The 20791-nt window shown below is 65.2% G+C and carries 22 protein-coding genes; 15 read left to right on the forward strand and 7 right to left on the reverse strand.

All coding sequences use genetic code 11. The features are described 5' to 3' along the window. Positions 1-20 precede the first annotated feature (20 nt). The 4 genes from H0274_RS09685 (at position 21) to H0274_RS09700 (ending at position 3590) form a co-directional block, all read left to right on the forward strand. Positions 21-428, forward strand: a complete 408-nt coding sequence (locus H0274_RS09685) for a cupin domain-containing protein (protein ID WP_226795083.1) — start codon at positions 21-23, stop codon at positions 426-428. 228 nt (positions 429-656) lie between these two features. Further along, on the forward strand, positions 657-1331 hold the full coding sequence (locus H0274_RS09690) for an EF-hand domain-containing protein (RefSeq protein ID WP_226795085.1): 675 nt from the start codon (positions 657-659) through the stop codon (positions 1329-1331). 19 nt (positions 1332-1350) lie between these two features. Further along, positions 1351-2094: a response regulator gene (locus H0274_RS09695; protein ID WP_226795087.1), complete on the forward strand. Its 744-nt coding sequence runs from the start codon at positions 1351-1353 to the stop codon at positions 2092-2094. After that, the gene (locus tag H0274_RS09700; RefSeq protein WP_319018219.1) at positions 2091-3590 is read left to right on the forward strand and encodes a sensor histidine kinase; all 1500 of its coding nucleotides are present in this window, start codon (positions 2091-2093) and stop codon (positions 3588-3590) included. The genes H0274_RS09695 and H0274_RS09700 overlap by 4 nt, the downstream gene beginning before the upstream one ends. A 34-nt stretch (positions 3591-3624) precedes the next feature. On the opposite strand, the gene H0274_RS09705 is transcribed toward H0274_RS09700, so the two are convergent. Both H0274_RS09705 and H0274_RS09710 read right to left on the reverse strand, forming a co-directional pair. Then, positions 3625-6315: a M1 family metallopeptidase gene (locus H0274_RS09705; RefSeq protein ID WP_226795088.1), complete on the reverse strand. Its 2691-nt coding sequence runs from the start codon at positions 6313-6315 to the stop codon at positions 3625-3627. A 174-nt stretch (positions 6316-6489) separates the two neighbouring features. Continuing rightward, positions 6490-8076 carry a helicase HerA-like domain-containing protein gene (locus tag H0274_RS09710; RefSeq protein WP_226795090.1) on the reverse strand — a complete coding sequence of 529 codons (1587 nt, stop codon included), beginning with the start codon at positions 8074-8076 and terminating at the stop codon, positions 6490-6492. 102 nt (positions 8077-8178) lie between these two features. Between H0274_RS09710 and pabB the strand changes: the two genes are divergently transcribed. The 8 genes from pabB (at position 8179) to ribA (ending at position 15560) form a co-directional block, all read left to right on the forward strand. After that, entirely contained in the window at positions 8179-9984 is a 1806-nt protein-coding gene (pabB, locus tag H0274_RS09715) for an aminodeoxychorismate synthase component I (protein WP_226795092.1), read from the forward strand. A 17-nt stretch (positions 9985-10001) separates the two neighbouring features. Beyond that, positions 10002-11177, forward strand: a complete 1176-nt coding sequence (locus tag H0274_RS09720) for a pyridoxal phosphate-dependent aminotransferase (protein ID WP_226795095.1) — start codon at positions 10002-10004, stop codon at positions 11175-11177. A 103-nt stretch (positions 11178-11280) separates the two neighbouring features. After that, positions 11281-11946, forward strand: a complete 666-nt coding sequence (locus tag H0274_RS09725) for an RluA family pseudouridine synthase (protein ID WP_226795097.1) — start codon at positions 11281-11283, stop codon at positions 11944-11946. Beyond that, on the forward strand, positions 11939-12349 hold the full coding sequence (arfB, locus tag H0274_RS09730) for an alternative ribosome rescue aminoacyl-tRNA hydrolase ArfB (protein ID WP_226795099.1): 411 nt from the start codon (positions 11939-11941) through the stop codon (positions 12347-12349). Before H0274_RS09725 ends, arfB begins: the two co-directional genes overlap by 8 nt. 124 nt (positions 12350-12473) lie before the next feature. Continuing rightward, a complete protein-coding gene (rpmG, locus tag H0274_RS09735) occupies positions 12474-12641 on the forward strand; it encodes a 50S ribosomal protein L33 (protein WP_226795101.1) in 168 nt (55 codons plus the stop codon). A 63-nt stretch (positions 12642-12704) separates the two neighbouring features. Then, on the forward strand, positions 12705-13370 hold the full coding sequence (locus H0274_RS09740; protein ID WP_226795103.1) for a LolA family protein: 666 nt from the start codon (positions 12705-12707) through the stop codon (positions 13368-13370). 334 nt (positions 13371-13704) lie between these two features. Then, positions 13705-14499: an exodeoxyribonuclease III gene (xth, locus tag H0274_RS09745; protein ID WP_226795105.1), complete on the forward strand. Its 795-nt coding sequence runs from the start codon at positions 13705-13707 to the stop codon at positions 14497-14499. A gap of 68 nt (positions 14500-14567) precedes the next feature. Continuing rightward, positions 14568-15560 carry a GTP cyclohydrolase II gene (ribA, locus tag H0274_RS09750; protein ID WP_226795107.1) on the forward strand — a complete coding sequence of 331 codons (993 nt, stop codon included), beginning with the start codon at positions 14568-14570 and terminating at the stop codon, positions 15558-15560. Positions 15561-15674: 114 nt separating this feature from the next. On the opposite strand, the gene H0274_RS09755 is transcribed toward ribA, so the two are convergent. Genes H0274_RS09755 through H0274_RS09770 form a run of 4 tightly spaced genes read right to left on the reverse strand, consistent with a single transcriptional unit; the run spans position 15675 to position 18128 of the window. Then, positions 15675-16628, reverse strand: coding sequence for a right-handed parallel beta-helix repeat-containing protein (locus H0274_RS09755; RefSeq protein ID WP_226795109.1), 954 nt, complete (start codon positions 16626-16628; stop codon positions 15675-15677). A gap of 46 nt (positions 16629-16674) precedes the next feature. Beyond that, entirely contained in the window at positions 16675-17001 is a 327-nt protein-coding gene (locus H0274_RS09760; protein WP_226795111.1) for a hypothetical protein, read from the reverse strand. Between the two features lie 4 nt (positions 17002-17005). Beyond that, a complete protein-coding gene (locus H0274_RS09765) occupies positions 17006-17221 on the reverse strand; it encodes a type II toxin-antitoxin system antitoxin (RefSeq protein ID WP_226795113.1) in 216 nt (71 codons plus the stop codon). A gap of 7 nt (positions 17222-17228) precedes the next feature. Beyond that, positions 17229-18128, reverse strand: coding sequence for an SPFH domain-containing protein (locus H0274_RS09770; RefSeq protein WP_226795115.1), 900 nt, complete (start codon positions 18126-18128; stop codon positions 17229-17231). Between the two features lie 177 nt (positions 18129-18305). Here H0274_RS09770 and H0274_RS09775 point away from each other — a divergent pair, with 177 nt between their 5' ends. The 3 genes from H0274_RS09775 to H0274_RS09785 all read left to right on the forward strand — a co-directional run bounded on the left by H0274_RS09775 (position 18306) and on the right by H0274_RS09785 (position 19862). Then, entirely contained in the window at positions 18306-18614 is a 309-nt protein-coding gene (locus H0274_RS09775) for a hypothetical protein (protein ID WP_226795117.1), read from the forward strand. A gap of 96 nt (positions 18615-18710) precedes the next feature. Beyond that, the gene (locus H0274_RS09780) at positions 18711-19001 is read left to right on the forward strand and encodes a hypothetical protein (protein ID WP_226795119.1); all 291 of its coding nucleotides are present in this window, start codon (positions 18711-18713) and stop codon (positions 18999-19001) included. A gap of 3 nt (positions 19002-19004) precedes the next feature. Next, positions 19005-19862: an HTD2 family dehydratase gene (locus H0274_RS09785; RefSeq protein ID WP_226795121.1), complete on the forward strand. Its 858-nt coding sequence runs from the start codon at positions 19005-19007 to the stop codon at positions 19860-19862. Between the two features lie 55 nt (positions 19863-19917). Here H0274_RS09785 and ppk2 read toward each other — a convergent pair whose 3' ends face one another. Then, on the reverse strand, positions 19918-20694 hold the full coding sequence (ppk2, locus tag H0274_RS09790) for a polyphosphate kinase 2 (protein WP_226795123.1): 777 nt from the start codon (positions 20692-20694) through the stop codon (positions 19918-19920). Between the last annotated feature and the right edge of the window lie 97 nt (positions 20695-20791).

Raw genomic sequence — 20791 nt, forward strand, 5'->3', positions numbered from 1 at the left:
TAGGAAAAGGAAAGCCTGCCATGCCCAAGCACCTGCTGGAAACCAATCCGATCCATCTGGGCAAGGGCGCCAGCGCGATCCCGCAGCCGGAATTTCCGCGCGATGAGCGGGCGATGCAATGGTATGCCGATTATTCCGGGCGGCATGAAGGCGATGGGGCCGAAGGGCGGCTGGTCTCCCTGTTCCGCTTCACCGAAGACTGGACCGGTTGGGAAATGCATCCGGCGGGCGACGAAGTGGTCGTCTGCATTTCCGGCAGGATGGTGCTGATCCAGGAACTGGAAGAAGGAGGCTTCGCACAAATCGCGCTGGAACCCGGCGAATATGCAGTCAACCCGGCCGGAACCTGGCACACGGCGGATATTGAAGGTGAGGCGACCGGCCTGTTCATCACTGCCGGGCTGGGCACGCAGCACCGCCCGCGCTGAGCCAGGCTGAGGCCGATCCGGGAGGCGGAGGGCCAGCGGCTTGCACGCCGATGAACAGCCCCGCCGAAGCGCGACATTTTGCGACAAAATTGCCCTCTCCCGGCATAAAGGCGCGACAAGCGGGGAGTAGAACGGGGTTCATGGACTGCGGGGCCTTTTCAGTCCCCTCCCTCCCACGGGGCCCCGCAGTTCCTCTGTTCCGACTTTTCGGACTATGGAGCCCCTGCGATGCGCAAATTTACCCTCGTCCTTTCGGCGGCGGCCCTGGCAATTACCGGCGCTGCTCTTGTTCAGCCCGCAACCGCCCAGCCGGGCGCCGGCCAGTCCGACGATGCCCAGACCCGTTCGGCCCGGACCCCACCCACTCGCGCCGATGTTGCAAAGCATGCCGATGACATGTTCACCCGGATGGACGTCAACAAGGACGGCAAAATCGATGCAAAGGATCGCGAAGCTCGCGGGGCCGAACGCTTCGCCCAGCTCGACAAGGACGGCAACGGCCAGCTGAGCCGCCAGGAATTCTCCGCCGCCCGCCCCGGCGGCCCTGAAGGCCGAGGCATGCGCGGCCCCGGTGGCCCCCGCATGGGCATGGATCATCATGGCCGCGATGGCTCGCCTCCGCCCTCTGCCGGTGAAGGTGGAAAGCCCGATGGCAAGCGCGACGGCAAGCGTATGGGCAAGAGAATGGGCTTTGCCGGCCCCGGCCCGATGATGGACCGGATGGCTGTCGACGCCAACAAGGACGGCGCGATCTCCCGCGAGGAATTCAATACCGCTGCCCTTGCCCGCTTCGACAAGGCGGATAGCGATGGCGACGGCACGATTTCCCGGGCAGAACGCAAGGAAAGCAAGGCCGCGCGGCGCGACATGCGCGGGGCACCGGACAGCCGACCGGCCAATTGAGCCAATGAAAGGGGGCGAAATGACCAGCGAGAATGCGGCACCCACCCGCATCCTGCTTGTGGATGACGAACCGGCCCTGCGCGAACCCCTGGCGGAATATCTCATCCGCCAGGGCTTTGCCGTTACGCAGGCCGCCAGCGCGGCAGAGGCGCGCACCGTCCTGCTCAACCAGACCCCCGATCTCGCCTTGCTGGACATCATGATGCCCGGCGAGGACGGGCTTTCGCTCTGTCGCCATCTGACCGAGGCGAAGGAGCTGCCCGTCATCCTGCTGACCGCCAAGGGCGAAGCGATGGACCGTATCGTCGGGCTGGAAATCGGCGCCGACGATTATGTGGTGAAACCCTTCGAGCCGCGCGAGCTGGTCGCCCGGATCAGGAGCGTGCTGCGCCGCGCCGTGCGCAGCGGCCCTGCCCCGCAGGAAGATGCGCTGTATGAGTTCGAAGGCTGGCAGCTCGATCCTGTCAAGCGCCGGCTGACCGATCCGCAAGGGGTGGTGATCCCCATTTCCTCCGCCGAATTCCGCCTGCTGGTGGCCTTCCTCGATCATCCCCGTCAGGTGATGGATCGTGACCGGCTGCTGGACATGGTGCAGGGGCGCGAGGCCCATCTGTTCGACCGTGCGGTAGACAATCAGGTCAGCCGCCTGAGGCGCAAGATCGAGGATGAGGCGCGCGAACCGCGCCTGATCCAGACGGTGCGCGGCGGCGGCTATGTGCTGGCGGCCGATGTGCGGCGCACTCTGCCGGGGGCGAATGCGTGAAGCTGCGCTTCTTCCCCCGCAGCCTGCTGGGCCAGATGCTGCTCGCCGTGGCGGCGGCCCTGCTGGTGGCGCAGGCCTTTTCCGCCGCGCTGCTGTATCGCGCATCGGAACAGCGCCGCCAGATCGGCGTGGCCAATGGCCTGGCCTTCCAGCTCGTTTCCGAACCGCGCTTCGATTATCGGGAGGCCGGGCCCAACCGCCCGCCATCCTCTCACTCACCCTCTCCCACACCGCCTGATTCTGCCGAAACCCGCCATCCGCTGCCGCAGATGGCTGTTCCGCCCGAGGCGGGCGAGGAACGGGAACGGCCCCGCCGCTGGCAACGCCTGCGGGTGGAGCACACCGCCGTCAGCCCGCTGCGCTCCGGCGAAGTGCGTGACACCAATCGCGAGACATTGCTGCGGGAGATTCTGGCTGGGCAGGGCATCGAACCGGCCGAGCTGGTGGTGACCAACCGCGCGGTGAGCGACGATCCCTATGTGCAGCAGCGCCTGCAGGAGACGGAAAAGTGGCGTGGACGGCCCGACTGGGTCGATCGGGGACTGATCGTGGCCGGGCTGCTGCGCAAGGGCGAGAAGGAATGGACCGTCGCCCGCATGCCCCATCCGGCGCGGGAACCCGGTGCGTTGGGCGGGATCATCGCCCAGACCATGATCATCTACGTCATGCTGGTGGGCGGCCTTGCCTTGCTGCTGCGTCGCATAACCCGTCCGCTGGCGGCACTGACCCGGCGGATGGAGCAATTCGCCCGCACGCGGGAAACCGACGGCCAGCTGGAGCCTGCCGGGCCGGAAGACACGCGCCGCCTGATCGAGGCGCATAATGAAATGGAAGGCCGCATCGCCGCCCTGCTGGACGAGAAGGACGTGATGCTCGGCGCGATAGGCCACGATCTGAAGACCCCGCTGGCCGCCTTGCGCGTACGTATCGAATCGGTCGAAGACCCGGTGGAGCGTGGGCGCATGGCCGGCACGATCGAGGACATCACCCGCACGCTGGACGACATTCTCTCCCTCGCCCGGGTAGGCCGCCCTTCGGACCAGCCGGAAAATACCGACCTTGCCGCCCTCACCGCTTCGGTGGTGGAGGAGTTCGAGGATATGGGCGAGGATGTGGAATTCGGCGAGGGCGGGCGCCTGCCCGCCCTGATCCGCGCAACCTGGCTGCGCCGCGCCCTGCGCAATCTCGTTGCCAATGCGCTGCGCTATGGCGGGGGCAAGGCCCGCGTTTCCCTGCGGCGGGAAGGCAATATGGCCGTGCTGCGCGTGGATGATGACGGGCCGGGCATTCCTGACCATGAACTCGGCGCAATGCTCGAACCCTTCCGCCGGGGCGAAGCCTCGCGCAGCCGCGAAACGGGCGGCGCGGGGCTGGGCCTGACGCTGGCCCGCGCGATTGCCGAACAGCATGGCGGCAGCCTGCGCATCGCCAATCGCCACCACGCCGATGGCACGGTGGCGGGCCTCACTGCCGAAATCCGCGTGCCCATCGGCTGAGGCCGGAAGGACACGCGGGGGAAAGCCGCCGGCGTTACTTGGCGGTCAGCACTGCCTTGCGCGCCGCCGCGCCGCGCGCTGCCACCAGCGCATCGCAATCGCGCACTTCCTCCATCGTCCGGGCGAAGGGCAGCTGCGCCGGGGTTCCGGCGACCAGATCGTTGAACTGGCCCTCGAATTCCGTCGCCCGCTTGGCCGAGCAGAAGCCCGAGAGCATTCCGGGTAGCGACTGGGTGACGAAGATGCCGCCCATCTGGGCCACCAGCTTGCTGTAATTGGTGTGCAGCCAGTCTGCGCCGAAATCGCGCGTCTGTTCATGGCGCAGCACATTGCCGATCAGGCGCAGCCGCTCCGTGGGGCGCAGGCGCGGGTCGTTGAATTCGGTGAGCAGCCATTGCGCGATCTTGCGATCGCCCTTCTGCGCCAGCGCGCCCAGCGCCGCCGGGCGGAACACCGGGTCTTGCGAATCGAGCGCGCGGTTCGCCAGTTCCTTCACTCGCGCCAGATCGCCCTGTTCGATATAGATATTGAGCCCGTCGGACAGGAAGGCCTGGTCGAGCGCATTCTGATCGCCGCCGAGATATTCCAGCGCGGCCTTGAGCAGCACCGAGCGGACACCGGCATCATGGGCCTGGAAGGCCATGCGGGAAACCAGCCGGTCGCGCATCTCGCTTTCTTCGGGATCGGCCCCGGCATAGGCGCCGCGCCGGGGATCGAAGCCCATGTTCTTCAGCTGCTTGCCGTAAAGCCGGCTCACCAGCTTGCGGAAGGCGGTTTCGGACTTGCCTTCCAGCATCCCGCCCATGTCGAGCAGGCCAAGCGTGGAACCGGCTTCGGCATAGGCATAGGAATCGGGATTGGCGGCAAGCTTGCGGGTGAGGGCGATCAGCTGCGCGGGCTGCGCGCGCCCGGCCAGGAAGCTTGCCCGCAGGCTGTCGGCCACGGCCTGCGCCTCGCCGCCTTTCAGCCTGTCGGCAGTGGCGATCAGCCTGTCCCATTCCGCAGCGGGCAGTTCGAAGCGGTAATAGCCCGTGCCCCCGGCATTGGGCAGCAGCGCCCCTTCGCCCTGCAGGGTGAAGGGCATGCTGTCTCCCGCCAGAAGCTGACACTCGCGGTCCTGCCCCTCCTGCGCTGCCGGGCCTACGCGCCGCATGCACAGCGGAACCTGCCATTCGACATCCGGCCCCCGGCTGCCGAAGCGGACATAGCGGGTCTGGTTGACCTTGTAATTGCCGTCCGAGCCCCGGACCGTGACGAGCGGCACGCCCTGTTGTTCCACAAAGCTCTTCATCGCCGGAACGATGCGCGGATCGCCTGCCGCCTCGGCCAGCGCACCGAAGAAATCGTCGCCCGTGGCATTGCCGAAGGCATGGCCGGAAAGGTGCCGGTGAACGCCCGCGCGGAATTTCTCCTCGCCCATGAAGGCGGCGAACATCGCGATGACATGGCCGCCCTTGCCATAAGTGATGCTGTCAAAGGCGGCATCGATCTGGCCATTGGCCAGGATCGGCTCGCGGATCGGGCGGCCCGCCACCAGCGCATCGGTGTCCATCGCCTCGAACCCTTCGCCCAGCGCGCCTTCCCAAACGCGCAGGTCCGGCCGCCATTTGTCGGCGATGTAATAGCCCACCCAGTTCGCGAAGCTCTCGTTCAGCCAGAGATCGTCCCACCAGGCGGGCGTCACCAGATCACCGAACCATTGGTGGCCCAGTTCATGCGCCATCACCATGCCCGCCACGCGCTTGGCGGAAACGGGCGCGCCTTCATCCAGCATGATGATGCGATCGGCATAGAGCACGGCGCCCGCATTCTCCATCGCGCCGGGCATGATCGGCGAGGTGATCTGGTCCAGCTTCTCGAAGGGATAGGGAATGCCGAAATAGCCTTCCAGCAGCGGCACGATCCGCGCCGTGGCATCCAGCGGGAAGGCGCTCTGTCCGGCATTCTGCGGCGTGGTGATGATCCGCTGGGCCAGCGGGGCGGGCCGTTCGGGCGTGGCGGGAATAGTGCCTTCCGCCACGCTGAAGGGCCCCACCATGAAGGCCACCAGATAGGTCGGCAGCGGCTTGGTGGTGGCATAATGATGCACGTCCCACTCGCCCTCGGTGGTTGTGGAAACCTCCGGCGTGTTGGTTACGGCCACCAGCCCGCGCGGCGTGCGCAGCGTGGTGGTGAAGGGCACCTTGAAGCCCGGCTCGTCGAAAGAGGGGAAGGCCTGCCGCGCGTCGATCGATTCGAACTGGGTCCAGGCGAACCACTGATCGCCTACCTTGGTGCGGAAGATGCCTGCGGGCCCTTCATTGAACGGGTGGCTATAGGCGAAGTCCAGCACGGCCTTGCCCGCCGGAAGCTGCTCGGCAAATACCAGCCGGCCAACGCCCGTTTCGTCCAGCTGGGTCCAGCGGCCCTGATAGGTCTTGCCGCCGATGGTCGCCGTGGCGGAACTCATGACGAGGCCAAGGCCATGCAGATCGATATAGGTGGCAGGCCGTGCGATCGTGACGTCGATCGAACTGCGGCCCGAATAGCTGTCGCTTGCCGGATCGATCGTCAGGTCCAGCCGATAGGCCGAAGGCACAACCGCATCGCTCAGCCGCCCGGCAGGCACCGGGCCCAGCGCCTCTACTGCCGCCACATCCTCCGGCTTGTCCTGAGCCATGGCAGGCTGGGCCGCGCAGGCAAGGGCGGAAACGAGGAATGAAGCGGCAAGCAATCTGGCGCGCATGAGGGGCCTTTCCGACGTGGAGGGGGAACGCCTTCTGCCTCACCGCAAAAGGAATGCGATTTCAACCGTAACTTTCAGTAAATGGCGTGAGGGATCGACGAAGGACATATCACAAATGAACCACTCCCGCTCAGGCTGAGCGGATGTAGACAGTTACGGCGAACCTGCGTTGTCTCACCGCATCAGCCCGCCAATCAGATTGCGCACGAAACGCCCCGCGAGCGGCCCGGCCAGATCCGTGGCGATAGAGCCGGCCGCTGCGGTCACGCCGGTTTTCATCGGATCGGCGCGGGATTTGCGGCCCGTCATGGTCGCGGCGGCGATGCTGGCCGCCGATCCGGCCACGGCGCCGGTCGCGCGCTTGGTGGCCTTGCCGAAGATCGTGCCCCAGATGGAGGTGCTGGTACGTTCCCGCCGGTTCACTTCCTCCTCGCCCTTTTCGGCGACTTCCTGCGCGGTGGCGGCGGCATCGGCGGCCTTTTGCGCCAGCACTTCCTCCGCGCTCTCACGGTCGATCCGCTCGTCATATTTCCCGTCCACCGGGCTGATCGAGCGGATGATCGCGCGTTCCTTTTCAGTCACCGGGCCCAGGCGGGAGCGGGGCGGCTTCACCAGCGTGCGTTGCACCACCGATGGGGCGCCATCTTCCATCAGGGTGGAAACCAGCGCCTCGCCCACTTTCAGTTCGGTGATCGCCTGCGCCACATCCAGATCGGGATTGATGCGGAAGGTCTCGGCCGCGGCCCTGATCGCCTTCTGGTCGCGCGGAGTGAAGGCGCGCAGGGCGTGTTGCACCCGGTTGCCCAACTGGCCGGCCACTTCTTCGGGAATGTCGATCGGGTTCTGGGTGACGAAATAGACGCCAACGCCCTTGGAACGGATCAGGCGCACCACCTGTTCTATCTTGTCCTGCAAGGCCTTGGGCGCATCGTCGAACAGCAGGTGCGCCTCGTCGAAGAAGAACACCAGCTTCGGCTTTTCCGGATCGCCCACTTCGGGCAGCGATTCGAACAATTCGGCCAGCAGCCACAGCAGGAAGGTGGCGTAAAGCTTGGGGCTGCGCATCAATTTGTCGGCGGCCAGCACGTTGATGTAGCCGCGCCCCTGATCGTCCACTTTCAGGAAATCATTTATTTCCAGCGCTGGTTCGCCGAAGAACTGCGCCCCGCCCTGGCTGTCGAGCGTCAGCAGGGCGCGCTGGATCGTGCCCACGCTGGGCTTGGTGATGTTGCCATATTTCGCGGAAAGGGTGCCGGCATTTTCCGCCGCATAGGCCAGCATCGCCTGCAGATCCTCAAGGTCCAGCAGCAACAGACCCTGTTCGTCGGCATAGCGGAACACGATGTTCAGCACGCCTTCCTGTGTTTCGTTGAGGTCCATAAGGCGGGCCAGCAGCAGGGGCCCCATTTCGCTGATCGTGGTGCGGATCGGGTGGCCCTGTTCGCCATAAAGATCCCAGAAAATCGCGGGATTATCGGAATAGGCATAGTCATCCATGCCCAGTTCCTTCGCCCGAGCTTCCAGGCTGGCGGCGTTCTTGAATGTGGGCGATCCGGCCATGGAGATGCCGGCAAGGTCGCCCTTCACATCCGCCACGAAGACGGGGACGCCTTCGGCCGAGAAGCTTTCGGCAATGCCTTGCAGGGTCACCGTCTTGCCGGTGCCGGTCGCGCCCGCGATCAGCCCGTGGCGGTTGGCACGCCTCAGGCTGAGGACCTGCCTTTCGCCATTGGCGCCAAGGCCGATGAAGATGTCTCCCATGGGGTATCCGGCTCCCTGAATTGCGTCCTTATGGTGATGCTGCCGCACTCGGGCGCGGTCAAGCGCTCGACTTGCGCGGGAAACTTACTAAAGCGGGGCCGCATGGCCACGCGGCAACCCTTTGTCCTGTTCGATGACGCGCGCGAGCATGGTGCGAGCGACGCGCAATTGTTCGAAAACCCGCGCGCGATCTTTGTCGCGCGCCGCCCGGAGGATGTGTCCGCCGTGCTCGAAGCGGCCGAGGCCGCACGTCGCGAGCAGGGCGGAACGCTTGCCGGATATTTAGCCTATGAGGCCGGCCTTGCGCTGGAGCCCCGGCTGATGCCGCTGGCACAGGCGCGCACCGGGGCAGGCGGGCCGCTGGTCTGGCTGGCGCTGTTCGGCGATCCGCAGATAATTCCTGCCGCGGATATGCCGCGCTGGCTGGCAGAACATGCCGGGGAGGGCCCGCCGCCCTCCATCGGGCCGATGCAGCCGCAGATTTCCACCGGTGCCTATATCGAGCAGTTCAATCGGCTGCAGGACGCGATTCAGGCCGGCGATATCTATCAGGCCAATTTCACCATGCAGCTTTCAGGCTCCACGCGGGGCGATCCGCTGGCGCTCTATGCCGCGATTCGCCCCTCGGCCAATGCCGGTTATGGCGGGGTCATCTTCGACGGGTCGCACTGGCTGCTGTCGTTCAGCCCGGAACTGTTCTTCAGCCTGAAGGGCGATGCCGCCCGCTGCAAGCCGATGAAGGGCACTCGCCCGCGCGGGCGTGACGCGGCGGAGGATGCCGCTTTGGCCGAAGAACTGGCCGCTTCGGTGAAGGATCGGGCCGAAAACCTGATGATCGTGGACCTGATGCGCAACGATGTCAGCCGCGTGGCTCTGGCAGGCACGGTGCGGGTGGAGCGGCCTTTCCAGGTCGAAACCTATCCCACGGTCCATACCATGACCACTACGGTTTGCGCGCAGCTGCAGCCCGGGCTGGGCGCGATGGACATGATCCGCGCGCTGTTCCCTTGCGGTTCGATCACCGGCGCGCCCAAGATCCGCGCAATGGAACTGATCGATGAGACGGAGCGCGATGTGCGCGGCCCCTATTGTGGCGCCATCGGCCGGATCGACGCCAATGGAGACGCTGCCTTCAACGTGGCCATCCGCACCATTCGCCTGACGCCGGAAGAAAACGGGCGCGGCACGGCGGTGATGGGCGTGGGCGGGGCGATCGTGGCTGACAGTACTGCCATGTCCGAATGGCGTGAATGTCTGGTGAAGGCCGATTTCGTGCGGCAGGCCGCCGCCGGGTTCGACCTGATCGAGACGATGGGCTTCGATCCCGAAAAGGGCATTGCGCTGCTGGAACTCCATCTGGAACGGCTGAAGGCCAGCGCCGCCGAACTGGGCTTCGCTTTTGACCGCCATGCGGCGCGCAACCAGATTCAGGCGCTGTGCTTTGAACTGGAAGAACCCGCCAAGCTGCGCCTGCTGCTGGCGCGCAGCGGGGCGACCACGCTGGAAACCGGGCCGATGCCCGCGCCGCCCGCCGGGCCGATGCGCTGCGCGCTGGTGCCGCTGCCGGTGGTCACCGGGGACTGGCGCCTGCGCCACAAATCCACTGACCGCGCCTTTTATGAAATGGCCTTCGACCTCGCGAAGCAGGCCGGCGCGAATGAGGCATTGCTGCTGCGCGATGACGGGCTGCTGACCGAAGGCAGCTTCACCAGTATCTTTGTGGAGCGGGACGGAATCTTGCTGACTCCGCCGCTCAGGCTGGGCCTGCTGCCGGGCGTGCTGCGCCGCCATCTGATCGAGGCAGGCAAGGCGAAAGAGGCGGAGCTGACCGTGGCCGATCTGGCCGATGGCTTCCTGCTGGGCAATGCCACGCGCGGACTGATGGCCGCGCAATTGATGGCCACGTAATTGATGGGGAGTGATTGATGGTCTCGCCACATATTTCGCAGGCGCTCCAGCGGATCGAACCGTCGCGCACCACCGCGATGACCGACCGGGCAACCGAATTGCGCGAACAGGGGCGGGACATCATCTCTCTGTCCGTGGGAGAGCCCGATTTCCCCACTCCCGTCCATGTGATCGATGCCGCCAAGGCCGCACTGGATGCCGGGCAGACGAAATATACCCCCGTCACCGGCACGATGCGGCTGAAACAGGCTGCTGCCTTGCACTTCAAACGCGATCTGGGGATCGATGCCGATCCGAAGAACGTGATCGTCAGCGCAGGCGGCAAGCAGTCGATCTTTCACGCCCTGCTGGCCACGGTCAGCGGGGGCGAGGAAGTGATCGTGCCTGCCCCCTGGTGGGTCAGCTATCCGCAGATCATCCGCTTTGCCGGCGGGCGCGTGGTGCCGCTGATCACCCATGCGCAGAATAATTTCCGCTTCACGCCGGGCGATGTGGAGGCCCTGATCACGCCGCAGACCCAGTGGCTGATGCTCAACAGCCCCGGCAATCCCACCGGCGCGGTCTATCCGGCCGAAATGCTGCTGGGCATTGGCGAAGTGCTGCGCCGCCATCCGCGGGTGCTGGTCCTGTCGGACGATATCTATTCGCCGCTGATCTATACCGGCCAGCCCCATGCCACGCTGGCCAATCTCTGCCCCGATCTGGCGGACCGTATCTGCACCGTATCGGGCGTGTCCAAAAGCCACGCGATGACCGGTTTCCGCATCGGCGTGGCGACTGGCCCGGAATGGCTGATCTCGGCCATGGGGCGGCTCCAGTCCCATTCCTCGGGCAATCCCGCCTCGATCAGCCAGGCCGCTGCTGTCGCTGCCTTTGAAGGTCCGCAGGACTTCCTGCAGGACTGGCGCGAGCGCTTCCGCGCGCGCCGGGATAGGGTGGTCGGCGCGATCAACGCGATTCCCGGCCTGTCGACCCCGGTGCCCGATGGCGCCTTTTACTGCTTCATCGATGCGGCTCCGCTGATGGACCGTTTTGGCGACGATGAGGCTCTGGCGATGCATTTGCTCGATCACGGCGTTGCGGTAGTCGCCGCCTCGGCCTTTGGCGGAAAGAACGGCTTCCGCATCAGCTTTGCCGCCGACGATGAAGTACTGGCCGAAGCCATGCGGCGAATCGCCGGGGCGCTCACATGATTTTTGCTTCGACACCGGTTCATCCTGAGCCTGTCGAAGAATGCGCACGAGGCACGCCTGTCAGGCGGCGCCTCGCAAGCTCAGCACGAACGGGATTTAACGCATGACCAAGTTCCCCATCCTGTTCGAAGATGCCGAAGCGCTGGTGATCGACAAGCCCGGCGGCCTTCCGCTCGACCGGCCGCGCGCCGGGGGCGAATCGCTGGAGGATCATCTGGGCGAGCTGCGGCTGGGCTTCCAGCGCGCGCCCGCGCCTGCGCACCGGCTGGATATGGATACGTCCGGTTGCCTGCTGCTGGCCCGCAATCCCAAGGCGCTGAAGCGATTCTCGCTGGCCTTCGAGGAACGGCGGGTAGAAAAGACCTATCTCGGCATTCTGGCCGGGGAAGTGGCGGAAGAGGAAGGCACGGTGGAACTGTCTCTCTCCAAGATCAGCAGCGCGGCCGATGGCTGGCGCATGATCCCCGCGCGCAGGGGCAAGCCCGCCATCACTCACTGGCGGCGAATCGCGGTGAAGAACGGCGTGACGCTGGTGGAGTTCAAGCCCGTGACCGGGCGCACGCACCAGATTCGCGTCCACGCCGCATCGGGTATCGGCTTCCCGCTGGTGGGCGATCCGGTTTACGGCAAGCGCGATTCGCGCGTGAAGCGCACCATGCTGCACGCCTCGGCCTTGATGCTGGAGCGGGAGGGAAAAGAACCCATCTCCGCCAGCGCGCCGCTGCCGGCCGATTTTGCCGTGTTCGGCTTTACCGGCGGCGATGACTGAGGACGATCTTATTCCCCGCGCCATGGCGCTGGCGGAAGAAAGCTTCATTGCCGCATCCGGCCCCGGCGGGCAGAACGTCAACAAGGTGGCTACTGCCGTCCAGCTGCGAGTGAATGTCTTTGCGCTGCGCCTTTCCCCGCCCGTATTCCACCGGCTGAAGGAACTGGCGGGCAGCCGGATGAACGCCAAGGGTGAAATCGTGATCGCCGCGCGCAATCACCGCACCCAGGAAATGAACCGCGCCGATGCCCGCGCGCGACTCACCCAGCTGCTGGAGGAAGCCCAGCGCGAGCCCAAGAAACGCGCCAAGAGCCGCCTCAATCGCATCGGCAAGGAGGCCCGGCTGCAGTCCAAGAAGAAACGCGGCAGCGTTAAGGCCGGGCGCGGGAAGGTGGACTGGTAGATGACTCACTCCGCTTGACTTTCGGCCACTTCTGACGCAATGGCCGCCCCCTGTAGGCGGTGCTGCGCGCGCCGCTTTGTTGTTTTGGCCCGCTGTGGCCATCAGAGAGATTTAGGATAGAGCCATGGCGAAGCCCGCAACCGTCAAGATCCGGCTGGTCTCCACCGCCGACACCGGTTTCTTCTATGTGACCAAGAAGAACCCGCGCAACTCGACCGAAAAGTTCAGCTTCCGCAAGTACGATCCGGTTGCTCGCAAGCATGTCGAGTTCAAGGAAGCCAAGATCAAGTAAGCTGGATTCCGGCCCGTTCCGGAATTCACGCACAGTTCAAGCCTTCGTGCTAACAGGCCGGGCATGAACATGATCTCTGCATTTTCGAAGAGCGCCATCCGCCCGGTTATCGCCGGTGCGCTGGCGCTCGCCGTGCCTGCTCTGGCACTGGCGCCCGCCATTCCCGCAACCGCTGCTACCGATGCGCGGCTCGATCAGGCGGTGGGCGCGCTGCGCGCGATCTCCACGCTCAAGGCAAATTTCATCCAGACGGACCGCAACGGCCAACGGGTGAAGGGCGTGCTCAGCCTCAAGCAGCCGGGCAGGATTCGCTTCGAATATGAAAAGGGCGTCAATCTGCTGATCGTCGGCAATGGCAGTTCGCTGACCATGATCGACTATGATGTGGCGCAGGTGCAGCGCTGGCCGATCAAGAATTCGCCGCTCGGCGCCCTGCTCGATCCCAAGCGGGACGTGGCCAAATTCGGCAAGGTACAGCCCACTTCCAGCCCCGATGTGATCAGCATCGAGGTGAAGGATCCGGGCAAGCCTGAATATGGCGTCATCACCCTGATTTTCGTGAAGAAGCCGGGCGCGCCGGGCGGGCTGGAACTGGTCAGCTGGGTGGCGCTCGATTCGCAGAATCAGCGCACCACTGTGCGGCTGGCCGATCATCGCTACGGGCTCGCGATTCCCGACTCGACGTTCAAGTGGCGTGACCCCCGCGTAACGACTCGTCGCCCCGGCTAAACGGTTCGGCAACAAGCCGAAACCTGCCTGCGATGAACCGCTTGAACCTGTTCAGGAGGCAGCAAGCTGGGCTCGCCTAAAACAATCTCACAAGGCGGCGCGAGGAGGGTTTCCCCCCTGTTGCCCTGACCTCCGCCAAGCAAGCCGTCTTGCAAGCGTGACGAACGCTCAAACGGAACCCTCGTCCCAATGCCCCCGGGACGGGGGTTCTTTTTTGTTTTCCTGCGGTCAGGCACACGAGCCGCCAAGTTCCAGGCGCTGGGCCGCCGGGGATACACCTGTCGCTCCACCCTCACCCTTGCCGCCCCGAGCCATCCCCCCTATCTCCCCGGCCATGGTCAAGATCGCTTCCTGGAACATCAATTCGGTGCGCCTGCGCATGCCGATCGTCGAACGCTTCCTGCAGGAGGAGGCACCTGACGTGCTGTGCCTGCAGGAGATCAAGACGATCGAGGACAGCTTCCCCCACAAGGCGTTCGAAGATCTGGGATATACCTATCGCGCGATCCATGGGCAGAAGGGCTATCACGGGGTCGCCACCGTCAGCCGCATCCCCTTGCGCGAATTTTCGCGGCATGACTGGCAGGATAATGGCGAGGCGCGGCATATAGGCGTGGAGCTGCTGGGCCCCGGCCAAGGTATGGTGCTGGAAAACGTCTATATCCCGGCGGGTGGAGATGAGCCGGATCGCACGATCAACCCCAAGTTCGGACAGAAGCTCGATTTCTTCGAACGGATGACCCGCTGGGCCGACAAAGTGGATCGGCCGACCCTGATCGTGGGCGATTTCAATGTCGCCCCGCTCGAATGCGATGTGTGGAACCACAAGCAATTGCTAAAGGTGGTCAGCCACACGCCGATCGAGGTCGAAACGCTCCAACGCTTCAAGGATGCCCATGGCTGGGTGGATATCGGGCGGGAGCTGATCAAGGCGCCCGAACGCTATTACAGCTGGTGGAGCTATCGCTCGCCGGACTGGAAGGCCAATGATCGCGGCCGCCGGCTGGATCATATGTGGGCCTCGCCCGAACTGGCGAAGCAGGCCGTGGCCCATTCGGTGCGCGAAGATGCGCGCGACTGGGAAAAGCCGAGCGACCATGTGCCGCTGATCACGGAGTTTGCGCTCTGACGCAGCCCTCGCCTTCGCGCCGGGCCGCGCAGGCAGTAGATGCCTTGCGCCACGGCTGGCCGCTGGCGATGGAGGGTGGCCCCGTGCTGCTGCCCGTGGAAACTGCGATTGCGCCGGGGGCATCGTCCCGCCTGATGCTGATTTCCGCTGCCCGCGCCGCCACGCTGAAGCTGGCGAACCAGCGTGAGGCGGCAGAGCCGCATGCCCCGGTGCTGATGCGCGGGGCCGAGCCTTTCGACCTTGCCGCCGCCCTGCCGATCGCGGACCCGTCGCTGGACCTTTCGGCACCGCTGAAGGGCCCCTTCCTGGCCGAGCATCTCGGCTGGCGGGAGGCCGCCGCAGCCGCGCTCGAACTGGCGCGGATCGCGGGCATTCTTCCCGCCTTTCTGGTGGGCCCGGAAAATGCCGGGGAAGCCCAGCCGGTTGCCCCTGCCGATGTGGCCGCGCTGGCCGATGCGCAGCGCCTTTCTATCGCCACGCGCGCCCGTCTGCCGGTTTCGGCCAGCGAGGATGCGGAAATCGTCGCCTTCCGCAGCGCCGACGATCTGCGCGAGCATGTCGCGCTGGTGATCGGCCAGCAGAATGCGGACCGCCCGCCGCTGGTGCGGCTCCATTCGGAATGCCTGACCGGGGATATTCTCGGCAGCCTCAAATGCGATTGCGGGCCGCAGCTGGATGCCGCGCTTCACGCCATGGCGCATGAGGCGCAGGCAGGCGGCTGGGGCGTGCTGCTCTATCTCAGGCAGGAAGGGCGCGGGATCGGACTGGTCAACAAGCTGCGTGCCTATCGCCTGCAGGATCAGGGCTTCGATACGCTGGAGGCGAACCGGCGGCTGGGCTTCCCGGAAGAAGCGCGCGACTTCGCCACGGCGGCGCGCATGCTCGATCTGCTGGGCGTGCCCAATGTGCGGCTGATGACGAACAATCCGGAAAAGGTGGCCGCGCTTTCAGCAGCCGGGGTCCGCGTAATCGAACGCGTGCCCCACCAGTTGCCCGCCAATCCGCACAATCAGCGTTATCTCGATACCAAGCGCGACGGGGCGGGGCATTTGCTGGTTTAGGCCCCCATTTGGTCATCCCGACTTGTTCCGGGGTCCAGCTTCAAAGCCAGCTGCGATAGTGAAAAGAAAGCGGGATCCCGGAACAAGTCCGGGATGACTGACCGTGATGGCGAATCACTGCCGCTCGAAGCGCGTCAGCCCCTGCCCGAGCTTGTTCTGGCCGATATTGAGGCGATGCCCGGTCCAGTCTGCCACGAACACGGTCGGCTGGGCGCGCGGGGCGAGGCGGGCATCGTTGCCTGAAATCTGCAGCCCGTCTGCCGTATGCCGCAAATCTTCCGCGCCCACGGCGATCAGGGCGGAGCGGTTCTCCTTGTCCGTCCCCTGCACGAACCAATTATTGGTGATCTGCCCGGTGGCGCCGGCCGGCAGGTCGATCATGTAGTTCGTCCCGCGCCCGCCCGTATCGTCGAAGCTGCAGGAGGCGATCTGCACCTGGGCCGCGCGCGATTTCACGTAATGGCCACCGCGCCCTTGCTCGAAGCGGCTGCGGGTGACGCGCAACTGGCCGTAATCGCCGATATAGATCGAATGGGCGCATCCGCCCGCGCCTTCACAGGTGCCGAGGCGCGTGAAGGTGGATTTGTCGATCACGATCCGCCCGTTCTGCGCTTCGCCGGTCAGGATGCCCTGCTGGCTGTCGCGGAACCAGCTCTGCGCGATGGTGAGGTTGCCCTGTTCCAGCCTGATGCCCGCGCCATTGCCATCGGGCACGCGCAGGTTCTGGAAGACGAGGCCGGTGACGGTGGCATTCTTGCCGCGCAGCACCAAGGCGGCCTTGCCTTCGCAGGTCACGCCATCGAGCACGGACTTGCCCGGCTCTGCGGCAAGATAGGAAATGCTCCCCGCCGTCTGCACCGCGCAATCGGCATGGAGGCCGGGAGCGATGGAGATCGATCCCTTGCCCCCGCCGATGGCATCGACCGCCTGTTGCAGGTTGCCATAGCTCTTGCCCGTTTCCACCACCGTATAAGGCGCGCTGCGGGTCTGGGCGAAAAGGGCCGTGCCCGATGCGGCGGCAAGCGCGGCGGCGCCGATGGCGAGCGGGATGCGAATGCGGTTCTCCATGGCGCTGGCCCTAGCAGAACGCGGTTAAAGAGCCGCTAACCGCGTTTCAGCGTTGCCCCTTGGGCCGTTGGCGCGCACCTTGGCCGCCGCCCTTCGGCGCATCGTCGTCCTCCTTGCCGGAACGCCATTTCCACCCGCCCCGCGTTCGCTTGCGTGCGATCATCAGCAGCACCACCGTGGCGCCGAGGACCACGGCAGTGGATGTGATGATGGCCACCGAATCCCCGGTGCTGGTGGCGAGCAAGGCGCCCAATACCACCAGCGTATAGGCGGCCATCAGCACCCAGCCCTGCCAGGCGATGGGCATGCCCGCGCCGTAGCCATATTTCCTCGGCGCAAACCAGTCGCCGGGTTCAAGGAACTTGTGCAGCATCCGATTACTCCCTCTCTTGCGTCACATCCTTGGGCGGACGGCCCCGGCGCGGCTGTTCGCCTGTCGCAACCTTCACCCCGCGCCGGGCCAGCGCCTCGCGCAGCAGCATTTCTACCTCGGCATTGACCGAACGCAGATCCTGCGCGGCCATGCGCTCGATCGCGGCATGAAGCGCCGGATCGAGCCGCAGGGGGAATGCTTTCTTCGCTGGGCCGGCCATGGTTCAGTTACTGATAAAGCGTGCCCGTATTGACGACCGGCTGAGCCTCCCGGTCGCCGCAGAGAACGACCATCAGGTTGGAGACCATGGCGGCCTTGCGCTCGTCATCCAGGTCGACGATGCCGTCCTCGGCCAGCTTCACCAGTGCATCCTCCACCATGCCCACCGCGCCCATCACCAGCTTGGTGCGCGCGGCGATCACAGCCTCGGCCTGCTGGCGGCGCAGCATCGCCCCGGCGATTTCGGGCGCATAGGCCAGATGAGTGAGGCCAGCCTCGTCCACGATGATGCCCGCCACTTTCAGCCGATCATTGAGTTCGGCCTGCAATTCGGAACTGATCACGTCCGCGCTGCCGCGCAGGGTCGTCTTGTCGTCATCGCTCATATCGTCATAGGGGTGGCGTGCACCCACGGTGCGCAGCCCCGCCTCGATCTGGATGTTCACGAATTCGCGATAATCGTCCACGTCGAAACTGGCCTGCGCCGTATCCTGCACGCGCCACACCACGTTGCACGCAACTTCGATGGGATTGCCGCGCAGATCGTTGATCTTCACCCGTTCCGAATGGACGTTATGCGCGCGCACATTGATCTTGCGGCGCCCCTGCCAGAACCATACCCAGCGCAGGCCCTGCGTCCGGTCCGTGCCGCGATAGGCGCCGAACTGCGTGATGACATAGGCCTGGTTGGGCTGCACCATGTAGAAACCGGCCAGGACCAGCACGAAGAACAGGATGCAAAGCGCCAGCGGCAGGACCAGAACCGGGTCCGCACCGCCCTTCAGTGCCGCGATGCACCATCCGCCGATGGCGGTAAGCCCCAGCATGATCAGCAACATGGTGTAGCCGTTGAAGGTGCTGGCCGGCATTTCCCGGCTGACCGTCATGCCCCGATTGGAATCCGACATCTGCGAATCTCCCCTGAATGATATAATTGTGATATCATATTTTCGCGCCGGATTCGCGTCAAACGGATTCGCCGGGGGGAAAATTGCGGTTTGCATCGCAGCGCACCATGGCTAGGCTTGCGGCAGGGGAGCGCGCCTTGCCGCCCCCGGCCATTTCCCGATTGGAAGAGAGTACTCATGAAGAAGCTTGTACAGATCGCCCTGGCATCGGCCGTCGCCCTGACCCTGTCCGCGTGCGGCAGCTCTGACGATGCCTCCACCGATGCCATGGCCGACGATGTCGAAGTGCCCGCAGATGAAGCGATGACCGGGGCTGAAAATGCCGGGGCGCTGCCCACCGCCGATGCACAGGCCACTGAAGATGCCGCTCCGGCCGACGATGCCACCACTGCCGCCGAAGCTGCCGGCAATGCCGCCGCTGACGCTGTGGCCGATGTGGAGGCCGAAGCTGCCGCCGCCGAAAGCACCGGCGCGAAGACCAACTGAAGTACGAATTGAAGCAGGGCCTCCCCGGTGGAGGCCCGGCCAGTTTGAAAGGCGGGCGCGGCCTAAGGGTTTGCGTCCGCTTTTTCTTTACCTGAAATGCACTATGATCCGGCCATGCGCCATTCCGCCCCCTTTGCCACCCTGTTGCGCGCCGCTCTGGCGGTATCCCCGGCCCTGCTGCTGGCAGCCTGCGGCCCGAACGACACCGATCCGGGCCCCGGCGGGGTTACGGTGGCGGAGGCTCGTGCGCTGGATGAGGCGGCCGAGATGATCGAGCAGCGCCGCCTGCCCGATGCCGCGCTGGAAGAAGGGGCGCAGGCGCCTGCCGCCACGCAAACCCCCGCGCATCAGGAAGCTCCCTCGCCGGGCGGGAGCGGGGCAGACTAGATCATGGCTGACACGAATGAATGGATCGGCCGCGAAGAGCGCCAGACCGACCGGCTGAGCGTGCCGCTGGCGCATCGCTGGCTGGCGACGCTGAACCTCACCCCGCGTGAGGACGGACCTATGCCGCAGGGCATTCACTGGTGCCTGTGCGTGCCCGAAACCCCCACGGCGCGGCTGGGCCCAGATGGTCATCCCGCCTCCGATGGGTCGCCCGGCAGCTTCCAGCGCCCCGTTCAGGCCGCGCGGCGCATGTGGGCGGGCAGCGACATCACTTTCCATGCCCCGATCCCGGTCAGCGCCTGGATCGAGCGCATCAGCCGGATCGAGGCGATCGAGGAAAAGCACGGCGGCAGCGGCAAGCTGACCTTCGTTACGGTTAACCACGAAACCCGTGCCGATAGCGTCCTGGCCGTGAGCGAGCAGCAGACGCTGGTCTATCGCGACGCGCCTCCGCCGGGCATGCCGCCGGCCCCCCCGCCGCTGGGCGATACGCGCTTCGATGCAGGCGAATGGGACGCGGTGGAGCGCATGGTGCCCACCATGCCGCTGCTGTTCCGCTATTCCGCGCTGACCTTCAACACGCACCGCATCCATTACGATGCCGATTACGTGCGCAATGTGGAAAATTATCGCGGTCCGGTGGTGCATGGCCCGCTCACCGCCACGCTGCTGCTGCGGCTGGCCGCGCGCAAATGCGGCGAGAACCGTTTGGCGCGCTTCGCCTTTCGCGGCACCAGCCCGGCGATTGTCGATGAGGGGCTGGTACTGGCCCTGCGCGGCCCGCGCGATGCACTGGAACTGGGCGCTTTCGCCGCGGACGGGCGACAGGTGATGAAGGCCGAGGCTGCCTGTCAGGGGTGAAGCTTGTTTATGGAGTATGAGCTTTTCTGACAAAACAAGGGGGCGCTGGCGACCCTTACCCTCGATAGGGCGGCAGCGGCTTGATCACGCTGAAATATTCCTCGGCCGGGGCATATTCCAGCGGTTTCAGCACGAAATCGGGCTGTTCCACCGCAATATCGGGCAGCCGGTCCAGCAGATTGCGGATCAGGGTCAGGCGCCCGCGCTTCTGATCGTTGAAATCCACCAGCGTCCAGGGCGCATAATCGGTGTGACTGGCCGCCAGCATCTCTTCGCGGGCAGCGGTGTAGGCGATGTATTTTTCCCGCGCGACGAGGTCGATCGGTGAGAGTTTCCAGCGCTTGAGCGGATCGTCATAGCGTTCCGCCAGCCGTTCTTCCTGTTCGGCCTGATCCGTGGTCAGCCAATATTTGAACAGCACGATGCCATCATCCACCAGCTGCTTCTCGAAGATGGGAACCTGTCGGAGAAAGGCGTTCACCTGCTGTTGGCTGGCAAAGCCCATGACCCTCTCCACGCCCGCGCGATTATACCAGCTGCGATCGAACAGCACGATTTCCCCCGCGCTGGGCAGATGTTCGACATAGCGCTGGAAGTACCACTGGCCCGCTTCCTGCTCGCTTGGCTTGGGCAGGGCCACGATGCGGTACTGGCGCGGGTTGAGCGGGGCACTGATCGCGTGGATCACGCCGCTCTTGCCCGAAGTGTCGCGCCCTTCGAACAGCACCAGCACCCTTGCGCCGGTGGTCTTGGCCCATTGCGCCATGGTCAGGAGTTCAAGCTGCATCGGCGCGAGCAGCTTTTCGTATTCCTTGCCCTTCAACTTTCCCATGGCCGCAGACTGCCCCGAAACAGGTGCGCTGTCAGCAGCAATTTAGGTGCGGCACCGGAAGGCTGGCGCAGCCTCGCTCAGTGCCCCCCATCAGCCC

This window comes from Fulverythrobacter ferritrahens, assembly GCF_020539485.1.
Lineage (GTDB): Bacteria > Pseudomonadota > Alphaproteobacteria > Sphingomonadales > Sphingomonadaceae > Andeanibacterium > Andeanibacterium ferritrahens.